23 protein-coding genes are annotated in these 23,842 nt (G+C 69.4%); 12 read left to right on the forward strand and 11 right to left on the reverse strand.

Annotation, left to right across the window (positions count from 1 at the left end; all coding sequences use genetic code 11):
- Positions 1-6: 6 nt before the first annotated feature.
- Entirely contained in the window at positions 7-480 is a 474-nt protein-coding gene (gene bcp, locus WFJ97_RS04435; RefSeq protein ID WP_336640599.1) for a thioredoxin-dependent thiol peroxidase, read from the forward strand.
- 6 nt (positions 481-486) lie between these two features.
- Here the strand turns inward: bcp and WFJ97_RS04440 are convergent, their stop codons facing one another.
- Positions 487-888, reverse strand: a complete 402-nt coding sequence (locus WFJ97_RS04440) for a hypothetical protein (RefSeq protein WP_336640600.1) — start codon at positions 886-888, stop codon at positions 487-489.
- A gap of 228 nt (positions 889-1,116) precedes the next feature.
- Between WFJ97_RS04440 and WFJ97_RS04445 the strand changes: the two genes are divergently transcribed.
- Positions 1,117-1,365 (forward strand): WhiB family transcriptional regulator, encoded by a 249-nt coding sequence (locus WFJ97_RS04445; RefSeq protein ID WP_028503730.1) that lies wholly within the window; start codon positions 1,117-1,119, stop codon positions 1,363-1,365.
- Positions 1,366-1,439: 74 nt separating this feature from the next.
- Here the strand turns inward: WFJ97_RS04445 and WFJ97_RS04450 are convergent, their stop codons facing one another.
- On the reverse strand, positions 1,440-2,924 hold the full coding sequence (locus WFJ97_RS04450; protein ID WP_247622853.1) for a sensor histidine kinase: 1,485 nt from the start codon (positions 2,922-2,924) through the stop codon (positions 1,440-1,442).
- A gap of 24 nt (positions 2,925-2,948) precedes the next feature.
- Positions 2,949-3,335: an Rv3235 family protein gene (locus tag WFJ97_RS04455; RefSeq protein ID WP_247622854.1), complete on the reverse strand. Its 387-nt coding sequence runs from the start codon at positions 3,333-3,335 to the stop codon at positions 2,949-2,951.
- Positions 3,336-3,459: 124 nt separating this feature from the next.
- Between WFJ97_RS04455 and WFJ97_RS04460 the strand changes: the two genes are divergently transcribed.
- Complete coding sequence (locus WFJ97_RS04460) at positions 3,460-4,071, forward strand: hypothetical protein (protein ID WP_336640601.1); 612 nt, start codon at positions 3,460-3,462, stop codon at positions 4,069-4,071.
- Here the strand turns inward: WFJ97_RS04460 and WFJ97_RS04465 are convergent.
- Positions 4,059-4,337, reverse strand: a complete 279-nt coding sequence (locus WFJ97_RS04465) for a helix-turn-helix domain-containing protein (protein ID WP_247622856.1) — start codon at positions 4,335-4,337, stop codon at positions 4,059-4,061. The genes WFJ97_RS04460 and WFJ97_RS04465 overlap by 13 nt on opposite strands.
- A gap of 100 nt (positions 4,338-4,437) precedes the next feature.
- Here WFJ97_RS04465 and WFJ97_RS04470 point away from each other — a divergent pair, with 100 nt between their 5' ends.
- Together WFJ97_RS04470 and WFJ97_RS04475 are read left to right on the forward strand one after the other, a co-directional pair.
- Positions 4,438-5,058 (forward strand): SAF domain-containing protein, encoded by a 621-nt coding sequence (locus tag WFJ97_RS04470; protein ID WP_336640602.1) that lies wholly within the window; start codon positions 4,438-4,440, stop codon positions 5,056-5,058.
- On the forward strand, positions 5,055-6,299 hold the full coding sequence (locus WFJ97_RS04475) for an AAA family ATPase (RefSeq protein ID WP_336640603.1): 1,245 nt from the start codon (positions 5,055-5,057) through the stop codon (positions 6,297-6,299). The genes WFJ97_RS04470 and WFJ97_RS04475 overlap by 4 nt, the downstream gene beginning before the upstream one ends.
- On the opposite strand, the gene WFJ97_RS04480 is transcribed toward WFJ97_RS04475, so the two are convergent.
- Positions 6,220-7,449 carry a pyridoxal phosphate-dependent aminotransferase gene (locus WFJ97_RS04480; RefSeq protein WP_247632490.1) on the reverse strand — a complete coding sequence of 410 codons (1,230 nt, stop codon included), beginning with the start codon at positions 7,447-7,449 and terminating at the stop codon, positions 6,220-6,222. The genes WFJ97_RS04475 and WFJ97_RS04480 overlap by 80 nt on opposite strands.
- Before the next feature lie 67 nt (positions 7,450-7,516).
- Positions 7,517-10,318, reverse strand: coding sequence for a preprotein translocase subunit SecA (secA, locus tag WFJ97_RS04485; RefSeq protein WP_247622860.1), 2,802 nt, complete (start codon positions 10,316-10,318; stop codon positions 7,517-7,519).
- A gap of 165 nt (positions 10,319-10,483) precedes the next feature.
- Here secA and WFJ97_RS04490 point away from each other — a divergent pair, with 165 nt between their 5' ends.
- Complete coding sequence (locus WFJ97_RS04490) at positions 10,484-11,092, forward strand: PadR family transcriptional regulator (RefSeq protein ID WP_336640604.1); 609 nt, start codon at positions 10,484-10,486, stop codon at positions 11,090-11,092.
- 77 nt (positions 11,093-11,169) lie between these two features.
- Entirely contained in the window at positions 11,170-12,507 is a 1,338-nt protein-coding gene (locus WFJ97_RS04495; protein ID WP_247632493.1) for a hypothetical protein, read from the forward strand.
- 60 nt (positions 12,508-12,567) lie between these two features.
- Here WFJ97_RS04495 and hpf read toward each other — a convergent pair whose 3' ends face one another.
- The 5 genes from hpf to mtrA form a co-directional block, all read right to left on the reverse strand.
- Positions 12,568-13,224, reverse strand: coding sequence for a ribosome hibernation-promoting factor, HPF/YfiA family (gene hpf / locus WFJ97_RS04500; RefSeq protein WP_247622862.1), 657 nt, complete (start codon positions 13,222-13,224; stop codon positions 12,568-12,570).
- Between the two features lie 94 nt (positions 13,225-13,318).
- A complete protein-coding gene (locus WFJ97_RS04505) occupies positions 13,319-13,993 on the reverse strand; it encodes a ComF family protein (protein ID WP_336640605.1) in 675 nt (224 codons plus the stop codon).
- Positions 13,994-14,092: 99 nt separating this feature from the next.
- Positions 14,093-15,802 (reverse strand): LpqB family beta-propeller domain-containing protein, encoded by a 1,710-nt coding sequence (locus tag WFJ97_RS04510; RefSeq protein WP_336640606.1) that lies wholly within the window; start codon positions 15,800-15,802, stop codon positions 14,093-14,095.
- Positions 15,803-15,813: 11 nt separating this feature from the next.
- Positions 15,814-17,496, reverse strand: coding sequence for an MtrAB system histidine kinase MtrB (gene mtrB, locus WFJ97_RS04515; protein WP_247955927.1), 1,683 nt, complete (start codon positions 17,494-17,496; stop codon positions 15,814-15,816).
- A gap of 7 nt (positions 17,497-17,503) precedes the next feature.
- Positions 17,504-18,184, reverse strand: a complete 681-nt coding sequence (gene mtrA, locus WFJ97_RS04520; protein ID WP_247632497.1) for an MtrAB system response regulator MtrA — start codon at positions 18,182-18,184, stop codon at positions 17,504-17,506.
- A 97-nt stretch (positions 18,185-18,281) separates the two neighbouring features.
- Between mtrA and WFJ97_RS04525 the strand changes: the two genes are divergently transcribed.
- The 5 genes from WFJ97_RS04525 to WFJ97_RS04545 are packed head-to-tail and all read left to right on the forward strand — an operon-like array spanning position 18,282 to position 23,842.
- Positions 18,282-19,700: a hypothetical protein gene (locus WFJ97_RS04525; RefSeq protein ID WP_336640607.1), complete on the forward strand. Its 1,419-nt coding sequence runs from the start codon at positions 18,282-18,284 to the stop codon at positions 19,698-19,700.
- Entirely contained in the window at positions 19,697-20,338 is a 642-nt protein-coding gene (locus tag WFJ97_RS04530) for a DUF4129 domain-containing protein (protein ID WP_336640608.1), read from the forward strand. The genes WFJ97_RS04525 and WFJ97_RS04530 overlap by 4 nt, the downstream gene beginning before the upstream one ends.
- Positions 20,335-21,573 carry a DUF4350 domain-containing protein gene (locus WFJ97_RS04535; protein WP_336640609.1) on the forward strand — a complete coding sequence of 413 codons (1,239 nt, stop codon included), beginning with the start codon at positions 20,335-20,337 and terminating at the stop codon, positions 21,571-21,573. Before WFJ97_RS04530 ends, WFJ97_RS04535 begins: the two co-directional genes overlap by 4 nt.
- Before the next feature lie 37 nt (positions 21,574-21,610).
- Positions 21,611-22,534: an AAA family ATPase gene (locus tag WFJ97_RS04540; RefSeq protein ID WP_247624703.1), complete on the forward strand. Its 924-nt coding sequence runs from the start codon at positions 21,611-21,613 to the stop codon at positions 22,532-22,534.
- Positions 22,535-23,842 (forward strand): DUF58 domain-containing protein, encoded by a 1,308-nt coding sequence (locus tag WFJ97_RS04545; protein ID WP_336640610.1) that lies wholly within the window; start codon positions 22,535-22,537, stop codon positions 23,840-23,842.

Raw genomic sequence — 23,842 nt, forward strand, 5'->3', positions numbered from 1 at the left:
GGACGGGTGACTCAGCGCCTCGAAGCCGGAACGCCCGCCCCCGATTTCACCCTTCTCGACCAGGACGGTACGAGCGTCTCGCTCTCCGACCTGCGCGGCGAGAAGACGGTGCTCTACTTCTATCCGGCCGCGATGACCCCCGGCTGCACCACGCAGGCGTGCGACTTCCGCGACAGCATCTCGTCTCTCCAGGGTGCCGGCTACCGCGTGATCGGCATCTCGCGCGACGAGCCGAAGAAGCTCGCGGCGTTCCGCGAGCGCGACGGCCTGACCTTCACTCTTCTGAGCGACCCCGAACATGCCGTGCACAGCGCCTACGGCGCCTGGGGCGAGAAGGTCAACTACGGCAAGGTCATCGAAGGCGTCATCCGTTCCACGTTCGTCATCGACGAGGACGGCGTGATCGCGCACGCCCTCTACAACGTGAAGGCGACCGGACACGTGGCCCGGCTGAGGAAGCTGCTCGGCATCGACGCCTGAAGCGCGTCAGTCGCCCGCGGGCCCGTCGTTCTCGTGCAACTCGGCCTCGCGCCGCGTGCTCGCGATGAGGAGCACGAACCCGAGCAGTCCCGGCAGACCCGCCCCGAGCACGAACGCCCACGGGATGGGCTGCAGGGTCAGTGACGCGAGAGCGATCACGACCGCGAGGATCTGGAACACCACGCCCCCGGATCGCGCCCACGAGCGCCCCGCGCGCGCACCCCAGGCGAAGGCGAAGAGCGCCGCCGCACCGATCAGGGTGAGCACCATCAGCGCGACAGCCGTGGGCACGGATGCCGCGTCGCCGGCACCGATCCCCATCAGCTCGATCAGGGCGAAGACCACGAGAGCGGCCCCCTCGGCGGCGAGCACCGCCGCGGCGGCGAGGGCGAGTCCGGGTGCGCGCACGGAGTCTCCTGGGAATCGAGAGTGAATGGCAAAAAGCCTTGATTTCGAAGGTTTCCTGTAACACAATAGAAACAGTCATGTGCTCCCACAGCGGCGTGGGGCGGGCTCTCTGCCCGCATCACACTTCGCGGGCAACCGTCCGCATCTCACACAGGGTAACGGATCCCGAGCCGTCACCCGAATCGAGACATCGCATCGCGATTCTGAAATCCACACCGAGGAGCCCCCATGGACTGGCGCGACAAAGCCGCCTGCCTGACCGTCGATCCCGAGCTGTTCTTCCCGGTCGGCAACACCGGCCCGGCCGTCGACCAGATCGAGAAGGCGAAGACCGTCTGCGCCACCTGCACGGTCACCGAGATCTGCCTGCAGTACGCACTCGAGTCCAGCCAGGATTCGGGTGTCTGGGGCGGCCTCTCCGAAGACGAGCGCCGCGCCCTCAAGCGCCGCGCCGCACGCGCCCGCCGCGCCTCCTGACGCACCACGAAGCCCCGCCGTCGAGAACTCCTCTTCCGGCGGGGCTTTCGCGTGCCCTCAGCTCCCCCGAGGGCTCACTTCTGCAACCACCGCAGCGGAATGTCGATGACCACGGACGTCCCCTCGCCCTCGCTGCCGCGCCACTCGATCGTGCCGCCGAGCTCGCCCTGGATGAGCGTGCGGATGATCTGCGTGCCGAGGCCCTGACCGATCCGCCCCTCCGGCAGCCCGTGTCCGGTGTCGTGCACCGTGACCCGGAGGTTCTCCTCGGTGCGTGCGGCGTCGATCGTGACGAGGCCCTCCTGGCCCGCGAGCCCGTGCTCGACGGCGTTGGTGACGACCTCGGTGAGCGCGAGCGCCAGCGGGGTCGCGTACTCGCTCGGCAGCACGCCGAACCGACCGGTCGACTGCGTCTGCGCCCGTGTGTTCGGAGCGGAGGCGACCTCGGCGACCAGCTTGAGGACGCGATGGAAGACCTCGTCGAAGTCGACCTTCTGGGTCAGTCCCTGGGCGAGCGTGTCATGGACGACCGCGATCGCGTCGACGCGTCGCATCGCCTGGGTGAGCGCATCCCTGGCCTCGTCGGAGTGCGTCCTGCGCGCCTGGATGCGCAGCAGGGAGGCCACCGTCTGCAGGTTGTTCTTGACGCGGTGATGGATCTCGCGGATCGTCGCGTCCTTGGTGATGAGTTCCTGCTCCTGATGACGCAGCTCCGAGACGTCGCGGCAGAGCAGGATCGCGCCGATCCGCGTGCCGTGATCCTTCAACGGAATCGCTCGGAGGGAGACCGTCACCCCGCGCGCCTCGATGTCGGTGCGCCACGGCGCCCGTCCGGTCACGACGACGGGGAGCGACTCGTCGACCTGCCGGGACGGTGGGACGAGACGTGTGGTCACCTCGGCGAGGGACTCGCCCTCGAGCTCGTCGTCGAATCCCATGCGGTTGAACGCGGACAAGGCGTTCGGGCTCGCGAACGTGGTGATGCCGTCGACGTCGATGCGGATCAGACCGTCCGAGGCACGGGGAGCGCCGCGGCGCGGCGAGGTCGGAGCCGCGAGATCCGGGAAGCTGCCGTCGGCGATCATCCGGAACAGATCGTTGGCGCAGTCGTCGAACGTGATCTGCTGACGGGAGGGCGTGCGCGCCTCACCGAGGTTCGTGTGCCGGGTGACGACACCGATGACGGACGGTGGCACGTCGCCCGAGCGCCGCGCGTTCACGATCGGCACGGCGCGCACCCGCGTGGGCGTCTCCTCGAACCAATCGGGTGAGGACGAGTCCACGATCTCCGCGGTGTCGAACGCCCCCTGCACCTGGGTACGCCACTGCGGACGCACGCGCTCCCCGACGATGTCCCGATAGAAGAGAGTCGCCGCGCCGCTCGGGCGGGCATGGGCCACCGCGATGAAGGAGCCGTCGTCGGTCTGCACCCAGACGACGATGTCGGCCGATGAGAGATCGGCGAGCAGCTGACCGTCCCCGGCCAGGCGATGCAGCCACTCGACATCGCCGTCGTTCAGACGGCCCTGGGCATGGGCGAGATCAGTGAGGGTCGACACCCCACCAGCCTACGGTCCTTCGCTCTAGAGGATCGCCAGCGACGTCGCGCGCCAGCGCCGATCCAGCCCCTCCAGGCGCACGGCGACGGCGCGCGTGCGTCCGGGCCCTGCCACGATGACGACCGCTTCAATCACGCTGTCGACGGGAGCGGAGATGCGCAGGGAACGGATCTCGAAGCTGGGGCGGGCCGGCACCACTCCCCGTGCGCTGCGCGCCCGTGCCGAGAGGTTCGATCGCGTGACCAGGCTGCGGTAGGCGTCTTCACTGAACCATCGAGCGAGCTGATCGACCTCCCGCACACCGGCGAGCACCTCGAGCACACCCTGGGTGAGGCTGCGCAGCAGCGGGGCCGGATCGGGCAGCTCGACGGTCGGGGTCGGCTGCCGCGCGAAGTACTCATGAAGCGTCATCGTCACACTCTCAGTCGGGGAACGCGAGCCAGTAGAGCACGCGGAAGCCCGCGCGCAGGGCCCTTCGACAGAGGTATGTGGATAACTCGTATGTCGCCCTTCGCCCTCCCCTACGCTCGATCCGATGAACTGGGACAGGCTGTTTGAGGACCTCGAGGGTCAGCTCGCGTCGGAGTGGGAGGCGGAGCGCGTCGCTCTCGATGCGGAGTCGGAGCGTGTGCGCATCTCACAGCTCGCGCTGCGAACGCGCCTGCGTGCGATGAGCGCACGGCGTGCGTCGATCGTGATCGAGCTCGCGAACGGGCGACGGATGCCGGTGATCCTGCGCACCGTGGGCGCCGACTGGCTCGCGGCCGAGATCTCCACCGCGCTCGGTGCTCTCGCCTCCCGGTCGATGCTCGTCGTCCCCCTGCGCGCGATCCAGAGCCTCGGCAGCGATCACGGAATGCTGTTGAGCAGTCTCGAAGAGGACGCCGATCCCCCCAGCATCCTGCGCGAGAGGATGACCCTCGGGTTCGTGCTCCGCGACCTGGCGCGCCGACGCGTCGCGCTCCACCTCAGCACCACGAGGGGCGACGACGTGCACGGGACCATCGATCGTGCGGGCGCCGATCACCTCGATCTCGCTGTGCACGATGCGGGCACCGTGAGACTGGCGAGTGCGGTGCAGAGCTTCCGGATCGTGCCCTTCGAGGCCCTGGTCGCCATCCGGCTCGCCGGCGATCAGCGTCTGTGAGCGGTGGAGGCTCCCCAGATCTCGGGGAAGCTCGCCTCCTGTGACTGACGCCAGAGCGCCATCCGACGGGAATCCTCCGACTGCGCGGCCAGATACCCCTCGATACTCGATTCCTCGATGCGCCATCGTGCGGGGACACCGAGCTGAGCGCCACGCAGACGCCCGGCCAGGACGAGCTCGATCACCTCGTCGACCTCGACGCTCAACAACTCCGCCACCTGCGCGGGAGCGAGGTAGCGCGGAGCGACGCGAGACGGATCGGGCATGCACCCATTCTGCCCCGCACGGCATCCGCACCGCGTCCGGGCGTCGCCGTTGTGGATAACTCTCAGACCGTTTCGCGGATATCTGTGAGCATGGGTCGCCATGAGCACTTTCTCTCGGCCGCGTCGCGCCTTCTGGGGCGACCTCCGCTTCCTCATCGGCATCGCCCTCGTCGGGGTCTCCATCACCGGGGTCTGGCTGATCGTGTCCTCCGCGGACTCCGCGACGCCGATCCTGCAGGCCGACCGCACGATCATCCAGGGCGAGGCGATCACCGCCGCGGACTTCCGCGTCGTCGACGTCTCCCTGGGAGCGCTGACCGACGACTATCTGCAGCCCCAGGATCTCGAATCCGGCCAGGTCGCCGCTCGGACCATCGCGGAGGGCGAGCTCGTCCCGCACACGGCATCCGGGAAGGCCGACGACAGTCGGAGCACGACGCTCGTGATCGAGAGCAGCATCAGCATCCCCGAGGGCGTCGCCGCAGGCACGGTCGTCGAGCTCTGGCAAGCGCCGCTGCTCGAGGACGGCCGCACGTACGACGCGCCGCGCATCCTCGTCGCCGATGCGATCGTGGCGGAGGTGCTCGATTCCGAGGGGATGCTCTCCGCTTCGCGCAGCGCCGTCGAGATCGTGGTCGACCGCGCCGCTGTCGCCGACGTGCTCGCAGCGATCTCGGGCGGCGCAGCCCTCTCGGTCGTGCCGGTCGGTGCGCGGTCATGACGGGATTGATCCTCGCCGTCGAGGAGCCGCGCGCGAGCGCTCTCGCCCGCGAGCTCGAACTCGAGGGCGAGCACATCATCGCGATCGTCTCGGCGACCTCGGCGACGACGCTCCTCTCCGGCGCCCAGGCGCTCGTGATGCCCGCGAGCCGAGAAACCCTCACGCCCGAGCTGGTGTCGGCCTGCGACCGGGCGGGCGTACGGATCCTCGCCCTGGGCGGTGCGGAGAGTCGCCTGCTCCAGAACTTCGGCATCGGGCCCGGGTTGCCCGTCGATGCCACCGGCTGGCAGATCTCACGCGCGCTCCGGACACCCGCAACGATCCAGGACCGCGCGCGCGGCGACCTCCCGCATCGTCTGATCGCCGTGTGGGGGCCGCACGGCTCCCCCGGACGCTCGACCGTTGCGATGCTGCTGGCCGTCGAACTCGCGCGTCTCGGTCGACGCACCGCCCTCGTCGACGCCGACACCGTCGCGCCCTCCCTCGCGCTGCTCCTGGGTCTCGGCGATGACGCTCCCGGGATCGCCGCCGCCTGCCGCCGTGCCGAGCTCGGCGGGCTCGACAGCGCGGAACTCACCCGCCTCGCCACCGTGGTGCCGACGAGCGCCGGAGACCTCGATGTGCTCCCCGGCATCAATCGCCCCAGCCGATGGCCGGAACTCTCGGCCTCCCGCCTCACCCGTGCCCTGCAGACCTGCCGGGAATGGACCGAGGAGACCGTCATCGATGTGGCGGGTTCGTTCGATGCGGACGAAGAAGCCACGTACGACGTTCTCGGCCCCCGCCGGCACGCCGCGACGACGGCCGCCCTGAACGAGGCGGATGCGATCATCGCCGTCGCGTCGGCGGACCCCCTCGGCGTCAGCCGATTCCTCCGCGACTACGCCGAGCTGCGCAACCTGACGACGCCGACGCCGGTCACCGTCGTCGTCAATCAGGTTCGCCCGGGGCCCCTGGGCCTGGATGCCCGCGGGCAGATCCGGAACACGCTCGATCGGTTCGCCGGCATCACCGATCCGCTGTTCCTTCCGCACGACCAGCGCGCGGCGGACGCCGCTCTCCTGCACGCCCGACCGATGTCGGATCTGACCCCGCGATCAGCACTCGTCGCCGGCGCGCGGCGCCTGGCGGCCGTGCTGGCCCCGGGCGCCGCGCCGACGATTAGTTCTGCCGATAGCTCGCGAGGAAGTTCCCGAGCCGCTCGACTGCTTCGCTCAGCACGCGCGGCTCGGGGAGCGTGACGATGCGGAGGTGATCGGGAGTCGGCCAGTTGAACCCGGTGCCCTGCACGAGGAGGATCTGCTCGGAGACCAGCAGGTCGTACACCAGTCGCGCGTCGTCGCGGATCTCGTGCACGTTCGGATCGAGTCGTGGGAACGCGTAGAGCGCACCCTCGGGCTTGACGCACGAGACGCCGGGGATCGACTCGAGACCCTGCCAGGCCACATCGCGCTGCTCGTGCAGCCGCCCGCTCGGCGCGATCAGCGCGTCGATGGACTGCACTCCCGACAACGCCGCCTGCACCGCATGCTGCGAGGGCACATTCGGGCACAGACGCGTCGAGGCGAGGAGGGTGATGCCCTCGAGGAAGCCCTTCGCGTGCTGCTGCGGCCCGGTGATGACGAGCCAACCCGAGCGATACCCGGCCACACGGTAGGTCTTGGACAGACCGTTGAAGGTCAGGCAGAGCAAGTCGGGTGCAAGCGTCGCGGTCGGGATGTGCACCGCACCGTCGAACAGGATGCGGTCGTAGATCTCGTCCGAGAGCAGCAGCAGCTGGTTCTCCCGCGCGATCTGCACGAGCCCCTCGAGGACCTCGCGGGAGTACACGACACCCGTGGGGTTGTTCGGGTTGATGATCACGAGCGCCTTGGTGCGCGGCGTGATCTTCGAGCGGATGTCCTCGAGGTCCGGCTGCCAGCCGTTGTCCTCGTCGCAGAGGTAGTGGGTCGGCGTCCCTCCGGCCAGGCTCGTCATCGCGGTCCAGAGCGGATAGTCCGGCGCCGGGATCAGCACCTCATCGCCCTCGTCGAGAAGCGCCTGCATGGTCATCGTGATGAGCTCGGAGACGCCGTTCCCGAGGAAGACGTCCTCCGGTCCGAAGCGCGGGAAGTCCTCGATCTCCTCGTAGCGGCTGACGACCGCGCGGCGTGCCGAGACGATGCCCTTACTGTCGCTGTACCCGTGTGCGGTCGGCAGTGCGGCGAGCATGTCCTGGACGATCTGCTGCGGCGCATCGAAGCCGAAGATCGCAGGATTTCCGGTGTTCAGCTTGAGGATCTTGTGACCCTCTGCTTCCAATCGCGCCGCCTCGACGAGGGCGTTTCCGCGAATCTCGTACAGGACGTTCTTGAGCTTCGACGACTGGTCGAAGTGGCGCGTTGGTGTCATCGCCCAAGCCTACAGGGACGAAAAGAGGGCCAATCCACATGGACTGGCCCTCTTCTCCAGGTGAGATCTACTTCTTCTTCTTGCCCTGCGCCCGACGCTGCTCGCGGTTGCCGGCGGCCGGAGCCGGAGCATCCGTGCGCTGCCCGAATGCTCCGCGCGGGGCCTCCTCGGGCTCGGCCTGCGGTGCCTGCGTGCGCGCAGCGGCCTGCCGCAGGCGGTCGGTCGCCGCCTGCTGGACCTGACCGCGATCGTTGCGGACCTCGACCTCGCCGGCGTCGTTGGCGGCCGAGTACTCCAGACGCTGTTCGGTGGCTCCCTCGGCAAGACCCTTCGCCTCGACCTCGGTCACCTGCGAGTCGCCCGCACGGCGCACCTCGACCTCGAGGTTGTAGAGGTAGCCTACGGACTCCTCCTTGATCTGTCCCATCATCGACTGGAACATCGCGTACCCCTCGCGCTGGTACTCGATGAGCGGGTCGCGCTGAGCCATCGCCCGCAGTCCGATGCCGTCCTTGAGGTAGTCCATCTCGTAGAGGTGGTCGCGCCAGCGACGGTCGAGAACCTGCAGCACCACGCGTCGCTCGAGCTCGCGCGTCGCCGCCTCGCCGAGCGTCTCCTCGCGGGCCTCGTACGCGATCTTCGCGTCGGAGAGCAGTTCACGGGTCAGTCCGTCCGCGGTGATGCCGCCCTTGCGACCGGCCGCCTCGGAGACGACCTCGTCGATCGTGACGCTCACGGGGTACAGGGTCTTGAGCTCGGTCCACAGAGCGTCGAAGTCCCAGCTCTCGTTGTGGCCCTCGCCCGTGTGATCGCGGACGACGCCGCTGATGGCATCCTCGATGAAGTGCTGCACCCGACCGGCGATGTCATCGCCCTGGAGGATGTGCCGGCGATCGGCGTAGATGGCCTCGCGCTGACGGTTGAGGACGTCGTCGTACTTCAGGACGTTCTTGCGCATCTCGGCGTTGCGCGCCTCGACCTGCGACTGCGCGCTGCGGATGGCACGCGAGACCAGACCCGATTCGATCGGCACGTCGTCGGGGAAGTTCGTGCGCGAGAGGATCGCCTCGGCGGCCCCCGACTGGAAGAGGCGCATGAGGTCGTCGGTGAGGCTGAGGTAGAACCGGCTCTCGCCCGGGTCGCCCTGACGGCCGGAACGACCGCGCAGCTGGTTGTCGATTCGACGCGACTCGTGCCGTTCGGTCCCGAGGACGTAGAGACCGCCGGCTTCGGTGACCTTCTCGCCCTCCTCCGCGACGATGCCCTTCATCGACTCATAGGTCTCGTCCCAGGCCGCTTCGTACTCCTCGGGCGTCTCGACAGGGTCGAGGCCCTTCGACTTGAGCTCCTGGACCGCGAGGAACTCGGCGTTTCCACCGAGCATGATGTCGGTACCACGACCGGCCATGTTCGTCGCGACCGTGACCGCTCCCAGACGTCCGGCGCGGGCGACGATCTCGGCCTCGCGCGCGTGATTCTTCGCGTTGAGCACCTCGTGCTTCACGCCCTTCTTCGCGAGCAGACGCGAGAGGTATTCGCTCTTCTCGACGCTCGTCGTACCGACCAGGACCGGCTGACCTGCGGCATGGCGCTCGGCGATGTCCTCGACGACCTGGGCGAACTTCGCGGTCTCGTTCTTGTAGACCAGATCGGGCTGGTCCTTGCGGATCATCGGCCGGTTCGTCGGGATCGGGATCACGCCGAGCTTGTACGTCGACATGAACTCCGCGGCCTCGGTCTCGGCCGTACCGGTCATACCGGCGAGCTTCTCGTAGAGACGGAAGTAGTTCTGCAGGGTCACGGTCGCGAGCGTCTGGTTCTCGGCCTTGACCGGCACCGCTTCCTTCGCCTCGATCGCCTGGTGGATTCCCTCGTTGTAGCGGCGTCCGACGAGGATTCGGCCGGTGTGCTCGTCGACGATCATGACCTCGTCGTTCATCACGACGTAGTCGGTGTCCTTCTTGAACAGCGCGAGCGCCTTGATCGAGTTGTTCAGGAACGAGATGAGCGGGGTGTTCGCCGACTCATAGAGGTTGTCGATGCCGAGGTAGTCCTCGACCTTCTCGATGCCGGGTTCGAGCACTCCCACGGTGCGCTTCTTCTCGTCGACCTCGTAGTCGACGCCCACCTCGAGGGTGCGGGCGATCTTCGCGAACTCGGCGAACCAGCGGTTGGCCTCGCCCGAGGACGGACCGGAGATGATGAGCGGGGTGCGGGACTCGTCGATGAGGATCGAGTCGACCTCGTCGACGACGGCGAAGAAGTGCTCGCGCTGGACGAGGTCCTCCTTGCGCCATGCCATGTTGTCGCGCAAGTAGTCGAAGCCGAACTCGTTGTTCGTACCGTAGGTGATGTCTGCGGCGTACTGCTCGCGGCGCACGGCCGGGGTCTGGCCCGAGACGATGATGCCCGTGGTCATGCCGAGGGCGCGGTAGACGCGTCCCATCAGCTCGGCCTGGTAGCTCGCGAGGAAGTCGTTGACCGTGATGACGTGGACGCCCTTGCCGGCGATCGCGTTGAGATAGGCGGGGAACGTCGCGACGAGCGTCTTTCCCTCACCCGTCTTCATCTCGGCGATGTTGCCGAGGTGGAGCGCGGCGCCACCCATGATCTGCACGTCGTAGGCGCGCATGCCGAGCGTGCGCTTGGCCGCCTCGCGGACGGCGGCGAACGCCTCGGGCATCAGCTGGTCGAGCGTCTCGCCCTTCTCGAAACGTGCACGCAGTTCGGCGGTCTCGTTGCGCAGCTCGTCGTCGGTGAGCTTGGAGATGTCCTCTTCCAGCGCTCCCACGGCTTTGACCACCTGGTTCAGGCGGCGGATGACCCGCCCCTCGCCGGCGCGCAGCAGCTTCTCAAGAGGATTGGCCACGGATGTCATCTCCCTGTTGGTGGGTAAAGTGCCGGCGCACGACGGAGCGTGCCCCAGGCATATGTTGTCATGTTACCGGGCCGTGACCTCCACGTCGCCTGCATGGCCGCGCTCCCACGCTTTTCCAGGTATGCATATGCTGGGAAAACACTTCAGGAGGTGGCGATGTCCGTTCGGCAGAGTCTGCTCGCGATCCTCGACCAGGGGCCGTGCTACGGCTACCAGCTGCGGCACGAGTTCGATCGACGCACGGGGTCGCGCTGGCCGCTCAACGTCGGCCAGATCTACAACACGCTCGAACGACTCGAGCGGGACGGGCTCGTCACGAGACTCGATGCGGATGCCCAAGGGCACATCTACTGGCAGATCACCGCCGACGGATCGGCCGAGGTCGCCCGATGGCTCTCCTCCCCCGTCGTCCGCGCGACCGCCGTCCGCGACGAGGTCGCGATCAAGCTGGCCGTGGCGGCCACACTGCCCGGCGTCGACGCGCGTGCGGCCATCCGGGCGCAGCGCGCCGAGACGCGGGGGCACCTGGTCCGCCTGCGCGCGGAGGCGACGACCATCGGGGATGCGGACGACGCCGAGCAGCTCGCCCGCTCTCTCGTCATGGACTCCCTGATCTTCGCGGCGGAGGCGGAGGATCGCTGGCTCACCCATCTCGAGGAGCGGCTCGCGGCGCACCCCAGGCACGCCCTCGCACTCGGCCTCACGCAGGAGCGCCCCAAGCGCGGTCGCCCGTCGAAGAGCTCCGGCGACGCGGTGCTGATCTGAGGCATTGCCGCGAATCCCGCGTTCGCCTGGAGCGGATGCACAGGCATCCACTCGTCCGTGGAAAGTAGGATCGGGTCATGGCAGGTATCTGGGGCAGACGCAAACGCGAACAGGAAGCCCTCGCGGTCCAGGACGCAGATCTCGCGCGCCGGGCGGAGCAGGCGCTCGTCTCCGCCGATGAGCGGATCCGATCGACATCCGACGAGCTGGCATTCGCCGAAGCCGAGCTCGGGGAATCGCTGACCGGCGATCTGAAGAAGGCGCTCGCCGCCGTCCGCACCCACCTGCGCGAAGCGTTCCAGTTGCACCAGCTCAACCACGACGAGATCCCCGACACCCCGGAGGAGTTGCGCACGCGCAACGCGCGCATCATCCAGCTGTGCGACTGGGCGCAGGATCTCCTCGACGAGAAGACCACCGTCCTCGCCGAGTCGGTCGCGAAGGTGCGGCGGGCACCCGAGGTGATCGCCAAGGTGCGGGCGGATGCCGAGACTCTCAGCGCGCGCATCCCGGCGACGACCGCCACGATCGAGCGTCTTTCCTCCCGCTACGCCCCCTCGGCGATGACGCAGATCACCGCGAGCGCACGCGAGGCCGAGCAGCTCATCGCCTTCGCTGTGCACGGGGCATCGGTCTCGGAGCGTCGCCGCGCCGCCAAGCAGAACGAGGAGGCGAACCTCGCACTCGAGACCGCCACCGAGGCGACCCGACGCGCCGCCACCCTGCTCGACGCCGTCGAGGATTTCGAGATCGAAGCGCTGCGCGCGGAGTCCACTCTGGCCGAGGTCATCGCCGACTCACGCGGTGACCTGATCGCCGCGCGCAACGCACCGCAGGTTCCCGCGGTCGCCGCCGCCGTCTCCGCCCTCCAGGAAGCGCTGAGCGCTCTCACCCCCTCGGGAACTCCGAACGATCCGTTCGCCGAACTCTCTCGCCTGCGCGACGCGAACACCGGCCTCGACGAGGCGATCGCGACCGCCGAGCACCGTGCCGCCAACCCGCTCCCCTCTGTCGCCCAGGTGCAGCACGCCATCGATGACGCCGACCGCCAGCTCGGAGTCGCCCGCGGTCTCATCTCCGGCCACCGCGGGTGGATCGGCGCCGACGCCCGCACGCGCCTTGCCGAATCCGAGCGGCTGCGGGTGGATCTGAACGACCTCCTGCCCGCCGAAGAGACGCGCGAGCAGGCGCTCCTCGTCGCGCGACGCGTGGCGCACCTCGCGTCCGAGGCGCTCCAGCTCGCTCAGCGCGATATCGACTCCTCCCGCCCGCAGGATCAGGGCTGGGGCGGCGACGGCGGATGGGGCGGCGGCGGTTGGGGCGGCGGCGGCCGACGCGGAGGGGGCGGCGACATCGCCTCCGGCATCCTCGGCGGCCTCGTCATCGGCAGCCTCCTCGACGGCATCTTCGACTGACGCTCGGCATAAGAGAAAAGCGGCCCGGTCCCCTCTCGGGGCCGGGCCGCTTCCGTGCTGTCAGGAGGCGAGAGCCTCAGCGGGCGGGGCCTGCGCGCTCAACGCGATGACACCGTAGTCCCAGCCCTTGCGGCGGTAGACCACGCTCGGGTGATCGGTACGAGCGTCGACGAACAGGAAGAAGTCGTGTCCGACCAGTTCCATCCGGTCGACGGCCTCTTCGACCGTCATCCACTCGGCATCGAAGTTCTTCGTGCGGATGACGACGGGCGAGTAGGTCTCCTCCTCGTCGTTCTGCACCGGGATGTTGCCGGTGGCCACGGCCCGCAGGACGTCGACGGATGCCGGCTCGACATCGATCCCCTCGAGGGCGCCGCTGCCCTTCTCGAAGTGCGCGCCGCGGGGGTGCTGCCGCCCGTCGACTCGCTTCTCCTTGGCGCGGCGCAACTGCTCGGCCATCTTGTCGACCGCGAGATCGAGTGCGACGAACTTGTCGCCGTCGGTCGCCTCGGCACGGACGACCGGGCCTTTGCTCACCAGCGTGAGCTCGACGGTCTCCTCCGGCACCTGGCCGTTGCGGTAGACCCGGTGGGTGACCTTCACATCCAGTCGTTGCGCGCGAGCCGCGAATGTCTGGATCCTGGCGATCTTCTCTTCGACAACGGTTCGGAAGCGATCGGTGATACCCACTCCGACGCCAACGATGCTCGTTTCCATTGCTGCCTCCTTGTCCCGGTCCTCCCGGCCAAGGGCGGACCGTGGTCGCCTTGTGACCCCCCACGCTAGTCCGCTTGGGTGCGGATGTCACGGGTCACTTCCTCCGTGTCGTGGAAGAGTCTCTGATGAGTCTCCCGTGACGCGGCGTGGCGGCGAGCGCGACCGCACCGACGACCCGATAGCCCGCCTCGGTGAGCGCTCTCGCGGCCTCGTCGAGCGTCGCCCCGGTGGTCACCACATCGTCCACCACCAGCACGGGAGCACCGTCGCCACGCCGACGGGCGGTCATGCTGCGCCGGACGTTCGCGGCTCGCGCCCGGGCATCGAGGCCGCGCTGATCCGCCCGACGTGCGACTGACCGCAGCAACGGGGCTGGAGCGGCACCGGCTCTGCGCAGCAGCAGCTCCGGCACCCGATAGCCCCGTCTCCGGAAGGCCGACCCCGACGTGGGCACCGGCACGACATGATGCGCGTCCGCCACCAGCGGCGCCAGCACCCCGGCGAGCGCGGCGCCGAGCGGGACCGCGAGCAGAGTCTCGCCCTCGCCCTTCAGCCGCCGGATGCACCGTGCGGCGACACCCGTGAAATCCAGAGCCGCCCGCACCTCGAGTCCGCTCGGGGTGCGCACCGTCCGGGGCGCGGGGCGCAGCTCGGCACGGCACCCTGCGCAGAGCACCGTCCCCCCTGCACTGCAGCCCGCACACGATGCGGCGAGGAGGAAGGCGAGCAGTTCATCACCGAGGGATGCGAGGTTCGAGATCGCAGGCATCCGCCGATCTTCACGCGCCGACGGCAGATCGTCCTTCCGCACGCCCACGTTTCGGAAGAGGAGAGGGCTCTCCCACGCCGGTGCAGGAAGAGACGGGCGTCACTGCCCCGCGCGCGTGGCCAGCACGCGTACGCCGGTCGCGACCTCTCGCCACGCCGATCCGGCGTGCGCGAGGAGGGCGCCGTCGGTCGACAGCACCCGCACGCCCGATACGATCCTGGCGCCGGAGAGCGCGGTCGCGCCGGTCGGGGCGGATTCGACCGTCGCGGTCCCGCCGACCACCTGGGTGAGCAGGTCGGGACTCGGCGAGTCCGCCAGCACCGCCAGGCGGTAGTCGCCGACCCAGACCAGTCCCTGCACGTCGCCGTCGACACGGGTCTGCTGCTTCATCGGTCCCAGCTCGGTCGGAACACCGCTCTCATCACGCACGACCGCGGCGACCACGACCCAGCGCTGGCTGCCCACCTCGATCACCGCGGCGATCCTCGAGCCGTCTGCCGACACCCGCATCTGCAGGACGGCCGAGGCATCGGGCCACGCGTTCGCCACGGGATGCGACATCCGGTCGCTGCCCCAGACGAGCACCTCGGTGGGACTCGCCGTCGGCACCGTCCAGGTGTAGTCGTACGGATCGAGCGACGGAGCGATGAGACCGCCCCGTACATCGGGTTCATCGAGTCGGCCGTCGCCGACCAGATACGCGCGTCCATCGACGAGCTGGACCGCCGCCATCCCGTCGTCCGCCGCGACGTCGATCGCGGCGATCGGCTCCGAGATGCTCAGGATCTCGTCGCTGAGTCCGTCGATCGGGGAGACCTCGTCTCCCACGATGGTTCCGAATGCGCCGTCGGTGAGCACGAGCGGACCGGATTCCTGCGGGGGCACGACGACGTTCACGACCCCCGCGTCGAGCGTGCGACCGTCGACCGTGAACCGCACCTGCGACACGTGCACCCCCGATGCGCGCAGGGTCTCCTGCAGTTGCGTGCGCATCCGGGCGAGCGTCTGCGTCTCGAGAGCCGCGGCCGGGCGGGTCAGGGCGACCTCCGCCACCTGATTGGCGTTGATCGGCACGGCATCCTGCGCGAGCTGCACATCGGCGGGGAAGGCCGTCTGCACGGCGGGCTCGAGCCACGAACTCGGCGACCCGCTGATCAGAGCCTGCACCACGGTCGTCGCGATGCTCGTGCGACGCGGGAACCAGCGCACATCCGGCACGAGTCGCGACCAGGTGCGGTCGAAGTACTGGAGGGGATACCCCTCGAACACGGTCGAGAAACGCTCCTCGTCGATGACGATGCCATCGGGCGCCTGCGAGATGCGCCACTCCCCCGCATCGGTGCGCTCCAGGGCGAAGGCGAGGTTCGCCGGCCCCGCCGCCGAGGAGTACTCCCCGGAGGAGTCGACGCTCGCCACCTGGTCGAGCTGCACCTGCACGTCTGCGGCATCCGCGTCGTCGATGTCCTCGTCGAGCACCGAAGAGGATACGGCCCGGTCCGTGGCGGAGGCGTCGACGGCCACACCCGTGCTGGGGCGCCAGGATCGCTGCATGTCGGGAGTGAGGAACCGGCGGGCGATCTCCCAGTTCTCGGCCGGCGTGATCGCCGCCTCCATGAAGCCCTCGACGATCTCCCGGGGGCCCGCACCCGGCGCGGGGCCGGAGGCGAGAGGGAGGAAGTCCGCGTCGTCGGGCGACTCGCCCAGCTCCAGGCCCACGTTCACGTCACCGGACGTCGGCAGACCGGTGCACGCGGTGAGCAGCACCAGGCTCGCTGCGGCGAGCGCGATGCCCCGCAGGAGGTTCCTCATCCGTGCAGGACTCACGGGGCCTCACCCCCGTCGAGCATCTCGCGTCGCACGTCCGTGAGCGAGAGGGGCTGCGTGGCATCGCCGAGTTCGGCGAGGGAGTCCTGGGGTTCGACGGAAACAGGGCTCGGCCCGTCGAGCGTCGTGCCGTGGCGTGGAAGGGTGAGCACGAAGTTGGTGCCGGCGCCGAGCTCCGACCACACCGACAGGGTGCCCCCGTGGAGTGTGGCATCGCCGAGCGCGATCGACAGCCCGAGTCCGGTGCCCCCGATGGTGCGCTGACGCGACGGATCGGCGCGCCAGAACCGGTCGAACACGCGCTCGGCATCGGCCGGGTCCATCCCCAACCCGAAGTCGCGCACCCCGGCGGCGACCGCGTGCTGGTTGCTGTCGACGGTGACGACGATCGGACGCCCCTCACCGTGTTCGATCGCGTTGCCGATGAGGTTGCGGAGTACGCGGCGCACTCGACGCGGATCCATGTCGACCGGGGAATATCCCCCGGGAGCGACGAGCCGCAGCTCCGTGCCGTGACCGTCGGCGAGAGGACGCATCTGCTCGATGACGTCCTCGGCGACGTGCGCGAGACTCGTCGCCTCCAGCTCGAGCTGCACCGACCCTGCGTCGTATCGGCTGATCTCGAGGAGGTCCGACAGCAACGTCTCGAAGCGCTGCACCTGGGCGTGCATGAGCTCGGCCGCCCGCGCCGTGACCGGGTCGAAGTCCGCACGCTGATCGTTGAGCATGTCGGCGGCGAGACGGATCGTCGTCAGCGGCGTGCGGAGCTCGTGCGAGACGTCGGACACGAACCGCTGCTGCACCATCGACAGCTCCCCGAGCTCCTTGATCTGCGCCTCGATGCTGTCGGCCATCGCATTGAACGAGCGGCCCAGCGTCGCGAGTTCATCCTCACCGTGCACTTCCAGGCGCACGGCCAGATCGCCCGAGGCGAGTCGCGCACTCGTCTCCGCCGCCTGGATGATCGGCGTCGAGACCGTGCGCAGGACGATCCACGAGATGGCCGCGACGATCGCGACCAGGCCGATCCCCGCGATCCAGAGCGTCCGCTGCACGAACACGAGGGTCTGATCGGCATCCGAGAGGTCGTACGCGAAATAGATCTCGAAGGGGCCCGCCTCGGGTACGACGACCTGCTGCCCGACGATGATGCCCGGCACCTCTCCCCCGCCTTCGACGGGGAGGGCGACCGACTGCCAGGCCTGGCGGTCGTCGAATTCCACGACGCGTGCGCGGAGGCCGTCGCTGAGCAGGCTCGCGCTGAGTCCGGCCGTGAAGCCGTTGAGGCGGACGCCGTTCGCATCGGCGTCGATCCGGATGCCGGTGAGCTGATCGGCGTTCGAGTTCTGCGCGAATCCGGCCTGGATCGTGTTCCACAGGTCGGCGAGGGCCGCCGGGTCGTCGCCGACCTCGGCGACGTCGAGCGTGCTCTGGGCGACGTCGACCGCGCGACGGGCGTCTTCGAGCGCTTGGTTCTTGCGCGAGACGAAGAGGTCGTTCTGGATCACGAGCGCCATGGTGACGCAAGTGATGAGGATCGCGAGGGAGGTCGCGAGCAGGGTCACCGCAAGGGTGCGGAACCGCAGCGATCTGCGCCACAGGGATCCCAGAACCGTCGGCCAGCCGCGCCAATCGCGCAGGACGGCGACCGCCGTGGTGGTGGCTGTCGTCACGGCCATGGGCGTGTCAGACAGCGCTCCCGGCGCGATAGCCGACCCCGCGGACCGTCATCACGATCCGCGGGTTGTCGGGGTCGAGCTCGACCTTCGCGCGCAGTCGCTGCACGTGCACGTTCACGAGACGCGTGTCGGCCTTGTAGTGGTAGCCCCAGACCTGCTCGAGCAGCATCTCGCGGGAGAACACCTGCTGCGGCTTGGAGGCGAGAGCGACGAGCAGCTGGAACTCGAGAGGGGTGAGGGCGATCGGGTCCGTGCCGCGGCGCACCTCGTGCGCATCGACGTCGACGGTCAGATCGCCGACGCGGAGCTGCTCGCTGGTCGTCTGCGGCACGGGACGAAGCCGCGTGCGGATGCGGGCGACCAATTCCTTCGGGTTGAACGGCTTGACCATGTAGTCGTCTGCGCCCACCTCGAGACCCCGAACGACGTCAGCGGTGTCGGTGCGAGCCGTGAGCATGATGACGGGCACACCGGACTCGGCGCGGATGCGCGTGCAGATCTCGATCCCGTCCATGCCGGGGAGCATCAGATCGAGGAGGACGAGGTCCGGGCGCTGTGCGCGCCACTCGTCGACGGCACGTGCTCCGTCGGCGCAGAACACGGGCTCGAATCCTTCGGTGCGCAGCACGATGCCGATCATCTCGGCGAGCGCGGTGTCGTCATCGACCACAAGGATGCGTGAGGTCATAACTGTTACCTTATGGCACTCGGTCTCACGTTCCCCAGGTCTGCGCGCCAACACCGGGGATATGGCACGATGGAGGCGCACGACGGAGGGAAGTGCTGTGAGCGCCCAGACCTGGACCCCTGCCCGGAAGAAGGGCATCATCCCCCTGCATCCGATGACGTTCGGAATGCTGCTCGGGAAGGCGTTCGCCGCGCTGCGGCACAACCCCAAGGTTCTGTTCGGCTTCGCCGTCATCCTCCAGCTCGCCGTCCTCATCCTCGCGGCGCTCGCGATGGGGCTCATCCTCTTCACGACCTTCTCCCGACTCGAGACCGTGTCGACCGCGAGCCCTGACTTCGAGGCGATCGCTGCCGGAACCATCGCGATCAACATCATCGCCGGCATCCTGGTCGGTCTCGCTTCGGTCGCCGTCACCGCGATCATGCAGGGCGTGATCGCCGCCGACGTCAGCTACGCCACGATCGGCAAGAAGGCCACGCTGCGAATGCTGTGGCGCCGGATGACTCCGGCCTTCTGGCGTCTCGTCGCATACTCGGCGCTCGTCATCGTCGCCGTGTTCGGCCTCGTCATCGTGGTCGCGCTCATCCTGTTCGGGATCATCGCCGGTGGCATCGCGGGCGGGATGGGAGCCTCCCCCGAGACGGTCGGCCTCATCGTGCTGGTCGTGGTCGTCTTCTTCCTCGCCTGCATCCCCCTCTACGTCTGGCTCAGCACCAAGCTGATGCTCGTGCCCTCGATCCTGGTGTTCGAGCGCGCGCGGCTCAAGGACGCGATCGTGCGCTCGTGGCGGCTGATCCGCGGCCGTTTCTGGGTCGCCTTCGGTGTGAGCTTCCTCATCAGCTTCATCATGGGCATCGCGATGAACGTGGTGGCCGTGCCCGCGCAGCTGTTCGCCCAGATGTTCGGCACGGTGCTTGCGCCCACCGGCGACCCCGAACCCAGCGCGATCATCGGCATGATCCTCCTGCTCCTCGCACCGCAGATCCTCACCCTCGTGCTCCAGGCGATCACTCTGGTCGTGCAGAGCACGAGCGCGGCGCTCATCTACCTCGACTCCCGTATGCGGTACGAGGGGCTCGACCAGACTCTCGTCTCCTACGTGGAGCGCAGCGACATGGGGTGGACGGAGGAGCAGCTCGGGGACCCCTACGCGGTCGACCCGGCGCGGGCCGTCTCGAGCGCACCCCCGCCCAAGGCCGTCCCCGACTACGTCCTCCTCTCGCAGTCGTACGCGTACCCGGCGCCCACGGGTGCCCCGCAACAGCCCGGGTATCCCGGACCGTACGGATACGCGCAGCAGCAGCCGGGCCAGCCCTCCTCCCCGCCGCAGCCCCCGCAGTACGGCTACGCGCCCGCACCGCAGGCCTACGGCGCCCCGCCCACTCCCCCCGCGTACACCGCACCGCCCGCACCCCCGGCGTACACCGCACCGCCCGCTCCCGCGACACCACCCGCGGCGGCACCGCCCGCAGCGGCACCGTGGACCGCTCCGGGCGACGGTGACCCCCGGGCATGATCCGACCGTTCGACGACCTGTTCGTCCCGGACGGCGACGACGCACGCCGCTGGGCCGAAGAAGAGTTGAGCAATCCGCGCTACGCCGATGCCGAGCCCTCGTGGTTCGACTACCTCGCGCGGGACATCGGCCGATTCATCGACAACCTCTTCAGCTCCGACAACGGCGCGGCCGTCGGTCCCTCCGCCCTCGTCATCGTCTGCATCCTGATCGGTGCCGCGCTGATCGTCGCTCTGATCGTCTGGGGGCGCCCGCGACGCTCCCGCTCCGTCGCCCGGGCCCGCACCGACCTCCTCGGTGTCGATGACGACCGCTCGGCGGCCCAGTTGCGCGCCGAGGCGGAACGCAGCGCCCGTGCCGAGGACTGGGATGCCGCCACCGTCCTGAGGTTCCGCGCGATCGCCCGTGACCTCCTCGAGCGCGACATCATCGACCCTGCTCCAGGTGCCACCGCCCAGGCCATCGCCCGAGAGGCAAGCGCGGTCTTCCCCGACGAGTCGACACCGATGCGCAGCGCCGCGACAGCGTTCGACGACGTCCGCTATCTGCGCCACCCCGCGACGCCCGAGTCGTACGCCGCCCTGGCCGCGACCGACGAGCGCCTGCGGTCCCGCAGGCCGGCGGTGGTGACCGCATGACCGTCACCGAGGAGCGGATCACCCCTCCCACCACCGCGGAACCGACGAGACGCCTGCGCTCGATCATCGGTTGGGTGATCGTCGCCGCGCTCGTCGTCGGTGTGGCGTGGGTGGGACTCCAGATCGCCGCGACCGCCCCGAGCGAGCGCCGTTCACTCGACCCCGAGGGCCGTGGAGATGCGGGCGCGCTGGCGCTCGCCGAGATCCTGCGGGACCAGGGGGTCGAGGTCGACGTGTATCGCTCGCACGTCGAGGCGCGTGACGCTCTGGACGAGGCCACGACGCTCGTCATGACCAATCCGTACACACTCAGCGATGAGGGTCTCGCCGAGCTGATGGGGCCGGCCGACCGTGTCGTCTTCCTCTCGGTGGGAGCTCATCTGCTCGACGACCTCGATCTCGGTGCCTACTCCTCGGCGCCGCTCGCCGAGGTCGACGCGCAGTGCACCGCCGAGGAGTTCGCCGAGGTCGGCACGATCGAACCCGATCGACTGATGACTCCTCACTCCGGCGTGGAGTGGTGCTTCGGCGACGAAGAGGGCGCGGCCGTGCTCATCGACGACAGCGATGGTCGACGCACCTCGATCGTCGACGGCTCCCGTTTGTTCAGCAACGCCTATCTCGCCGAGAACGGCAACGCCGCCCTCGCGCTCGCCCTGCTCGGCCAGACCGATCGCGTGGTCTGGTACGTCCCCTCGCTCGGCGATTCCGACATCGAGGCGACGTCTCCCGACACGCTGGGCACTCTGACGCCGCCGTGGGTCACCCCGGCGATCATCCTGCTGATGCTGTCCGGTGCTGCGGCCGCCCTGTGGCGCGGCAGACGGTTCGGTCCGCTGGTCGCCGAGACGCTGCCGGTCACGGTCCGCGCTTCCGAGACGATGCACGGTCGCGCACGTCTGACGGCGAAGGCGGCGGATGCCCCGCACGCAGCGCTCGCGATCCGCGACGGCGCGCAGCGGCGCCTGGCCCGGCGACTCGGGCTGACGGCACGCGCGACATCCGACGAGGTCGCCGATGCGGCATCCGATCGTCTGCGCATTCCCCGCGGCACGCTCCAGGCGCTCCTCGCCGGCCCGCTGCCCACCGACGACGCCGCACTCGTCGAGCTCGCTCGGCGCCTCGCCGACCTCGAAGAGGCCGTCGAGAAGACGCACCGAACCGCCCGCGCGACGGACGCACCATCCGCACACACTCCATCCACGACGGAAGCCGAGGACACCCGTGACCGCTGAGTACAATCCCGCCGATGACACGGCCCTGCGCGGGGCGATGCACCGCGTGCGCAGCGAGGTCGACAAGGCCGTGGTCGGACAGGCCGGCACGGTGACCGGCCTACTGGTCTCTCTGCTCGCCCGGGGACACGTGCTGCTCGAGGGCGTCCCGGGCGTCGCGAAGACCCTGGTCGTGCGCTCGTTCGCCCGGGCCCTCGGCCTCGACACCAAGCGCGTGCAGTTCACTCCCGACCTGATGCCCGGCGACGTGACCGGATCGCTCGTGTACGACGCGCGCACGGGAGAATTCGACTTCCGCGCCGGCCCGGTGTTCACGAACATCCTGCTGGCCGACGAGATCAACCGCACGCCCCCGAAGACGCAGGCGGCGCTCCTCGAGGCGATGGAGGAGCGCCAGGTGTCGGCCGACGGCACGAGCCGCGCCCTCCCCGACCCGTTCCTCGTCGCGGCGACCCAGAACCCCATCGAGCACGAGGGCACGTACTCGCTTCCCGAGGCTCAACTCGACCGGTTCCTCATGAAGCTCGTGGTCGGGATGCCCGAGCGCGACGCCGAGGTGGCCGTGCTGCGCAAGCACGCCTCCGGCTTCTCGCCACGCGAGCTCACCGGCGTCGAAGCCGTCGTCACCGCCGACGAGATCCGCGCAGCGCAGGCCGCCGCAGGACGCGTCGAGGTGACGGACGACGTCCTCGCCTACGTCGTCGACCTCGCCCGCGCCACGCGGCAGTCCCCATCGGTCGAGCTCGGGGCCAGCCCGCGCGCCTCGACGGGCCTCCTCGCGGCGGCGAAGGCCTGGGCCTGGCTCAACGGCTCGACGGCGGTCACGCCCGATCACGTGCAGACGATGCTCGTACCGGTCTGGCGCCACCGTCTGCAGTTGCGCCCGGACGCGCAGATGGAGGGCGTCTCGGCGGATGCCGTGCTGACCTCCGTGGTGCAGCAGACCCGGGTACCGATCTAAGTGTTCGTCACGGGTCGCCTCGCGCTCGCCGTGGCTGCGGGCGTCGTGCCGCTGGTCATCGCCGGGCTCGCGGGTATTCCGCCGTACGCGGTGCTCGGCGCGTGGCTGGGCCTCTGCGTGGTGCTGGTCGCCGTCGACGTCGTCTTCAGCGCGAGCCCGCGGTCGGTGACCGTGACCCGGCGCGTGCCCGCTCGTGCACGGCTGGGCGAGGCGGTGCCGGTCAGCGTCGCCGTGCACAATCACGGGTCCCGCGAACTGCACGCGCTTCTCCGCGACGCCTGGCAACCGACGGCCGGCGCGGGAACCGCACGGCAGACCCTCGACATCCCGAGCGGCGAGCGCCGTCGGGTCGACATCCCGCTCCTCCCCCGTCGCCGCGGCGAACTGGTGAGCGAGTTCGTCGTGATCCGCTCGCGCGGCCCCCTCGGTCTCGCCGGACGGCAAGCCGTCCACCGCGTGCGGGGAGCGATCCGAGTGCTCCCCGCCTTCTCGTCCCGCAAGCACCTCCCCTCGCGTCTCGCCCGGCTGCGCGAGCTCGACGGCAACACGAGCATCCAGGTGCGCGGTCAGGGCACCGAGTTCGACTCGCTGCGCGAGTACGTGCGCGGCGACGACGTGCGATCGATCGACTGGCGGGCAACTGCCCGCGCCGGGACCACCATGCTGCGCACCTGGCGGCCGGAGCGCGATCGGCACGTCGTCATCATCATCGACACCGGACGCACCGCGGCGGCCCGCGTGGGCGACGGAACACGAGCGGATGCCGCGCTCGAGGCCGCCCTCCTGCTCGCGGCTCTCGCGGCGCGCGCGGGCGACCACGTGCACCTGCTGATGTACGACCGCGTCGTCCGGGCACGGGTGACCGGTGTCGAGGGCAATGCTCTCCTGCCCGCGCTGACCGACGCCATGGCCCCGGTGCACGCGCGCCTCGTCGACACCGACTGGCACGGCGCGTTCGCAGCCGTGCGCACGCTGACGACTCGCCCCTCGCTGATCGTCGTACTCACCGCGCAGGACGCCGCGGAATCGGCGCGAGGCTTCCTCGGCGCTTTTCCGGATGCCTCGCGGGCGACGTCGATCCTCGTGGGCTCCGTCACCGACGAGTCGATCGTCGAGCTGGCGCAGCAGCGCGGTTCGCGCGAGGAGGTCTACCTCGCCGCGGCCGCCGAGCGCACTCTGCGCGACGCCGAGAACGTGGCGGACGCGATCCGCCGAGCGGGCGGCGAAGCGATCTCCGCTGACCCCGAGGATCTCCCGCCGCGGATCGCCGACCGCTATCTCGAGCTCAAGGCTGCAGGCCGACTCTGA

Origin of the sequence: Microbacterium sp. USHLN272, from assembly GCF_037149655.1 — a bacterium.
Classification (GTDB): domain Bacteria; phylum Actinomycetota; class Actinomycetes; order Actinomycetales; family Microbacteriaceae; genus Microbacterium; species Microbacterium galbinum.

Bases quoted from the DNA above. Each gene is read 5' to 3' on its own strand.
- WFJ97_RS04505 (WP_336640605.1), bottom strand. From the start codon at position 13,993: ATGCCTGCGATCTCGAACCTCGCATCCCTCGGTGATGAACTGCTCGCC.
- WFJ97_RS04470 (WP_336640602.1), top strand. From the start codon at position 4,438: ATGAGCACTTTCTCTCGGCCGCGTCGCGCCTTCTGGGGCGACCTCCGC.
- WFJ97_RS04480 (WP_247632490.1), bottom strand. From the start codon at position 7,449: ATGACACCAACGCGCCACTTCGACCAGTCGTCGAAGCTCAAGAACGTC.
- hpf (WP_247622862.1), bottom strand. From the start codon at position 13,224: ATGGAAACGAGCATCGTTGGCGTCGGAGTGGGTATCACCGATCGCTTC.
- WFJ97_RS04475 (WP_336640603.1), top strand. From the start codon at position 5,055: ATGACGGGATTGATCCTCGCCGTCGAGGAGCCGCGCGCGAGCGCTCTC.
- WFJ97_RS04530 (WP_336640608.1), top strand. From the start codon at position 19,697: ATGATCCGACCGTTCGACGACCTGTTCGTCCCGGACGGCGACGACGCA.
- WFJ97_RS04495 (WP_247632493.1), top strand. From the start codon at position 11,170: ATGGCAGGTATCTGGGGCAGACGCAAACGCGAACAGGAAGCCCTCGCG.
- WFJ97_RS04465 (WP_247622856.1), bottom strand. From the start codon at position 4,337: ATGCCCGATCCGTCTCGCGTCGCTCCGCGCTACCTCGCTCCCGCGCAG.
- WFJ97_RS04455 (WP_247622854.1), bottom strand. From the start codon at position 3,335: ATGACGCTTCATGAGTACTTCGCGCGGCAGCCGACCCCGACCGTCGAG.
- WFJ97_RS04510 (WP_336640606.1), bottom strand. From the start codon at position 15,802: ATGAGGAACCTCCTGCGGGGCATCGCGCTCGCCGCAGCGAGCCTGGTG.
- WFJ97_RS04540 (WP_247624703.1), top strand. From the start codon at position 21,611: ATGCACCGCGTGCGCAGCGAGGTCGACAAGGCCGTGGTCGGACAGGCC.
- WFJ97_RS04535 (WP_336640609.1), top strand. From the start codon at position 20,335: ATGACCGTCACCGAGGAGCGGATCACCCCTCCCACCACCGCGGAACCG.
- WFJ97_RS04445 (WP_028503730.1), top strand. From the start codon at position 1,117: ATGGACTGGCGCGACAAAGCCGCCTGCCTGACCGTCGATCCCGAGCTG.
- mtrA (WP_247632497.1), bottom strand. From the start codon at position 18,184: ATGACCTCACGCATCCTTGTGGTCGATGACGACACCGCGCTCGCCGAG.
- WFJ97_RS04490 (WP_336640604.1), top strand. From the start codon at position 10,484: ATGTCCGTTCGGCAGAGTCTGCTCGCGATCCTCGACCAGGGGCCGTGC.
- mtrB (WP_247955927.1), bottom strand. From the start codon at position 17,496: ATGGCCGTGACGACAGCCACCACCACGGCGGTCGCCGTCCTGCGCGAT.
- WFJ97_RS04460 (WP_336640601.1), top strand. From the start codon at position 3,460: ATGAACTGGGACAGGCTGTTTGAGGACCTCGAGGGTCAGCTCGCGTCG.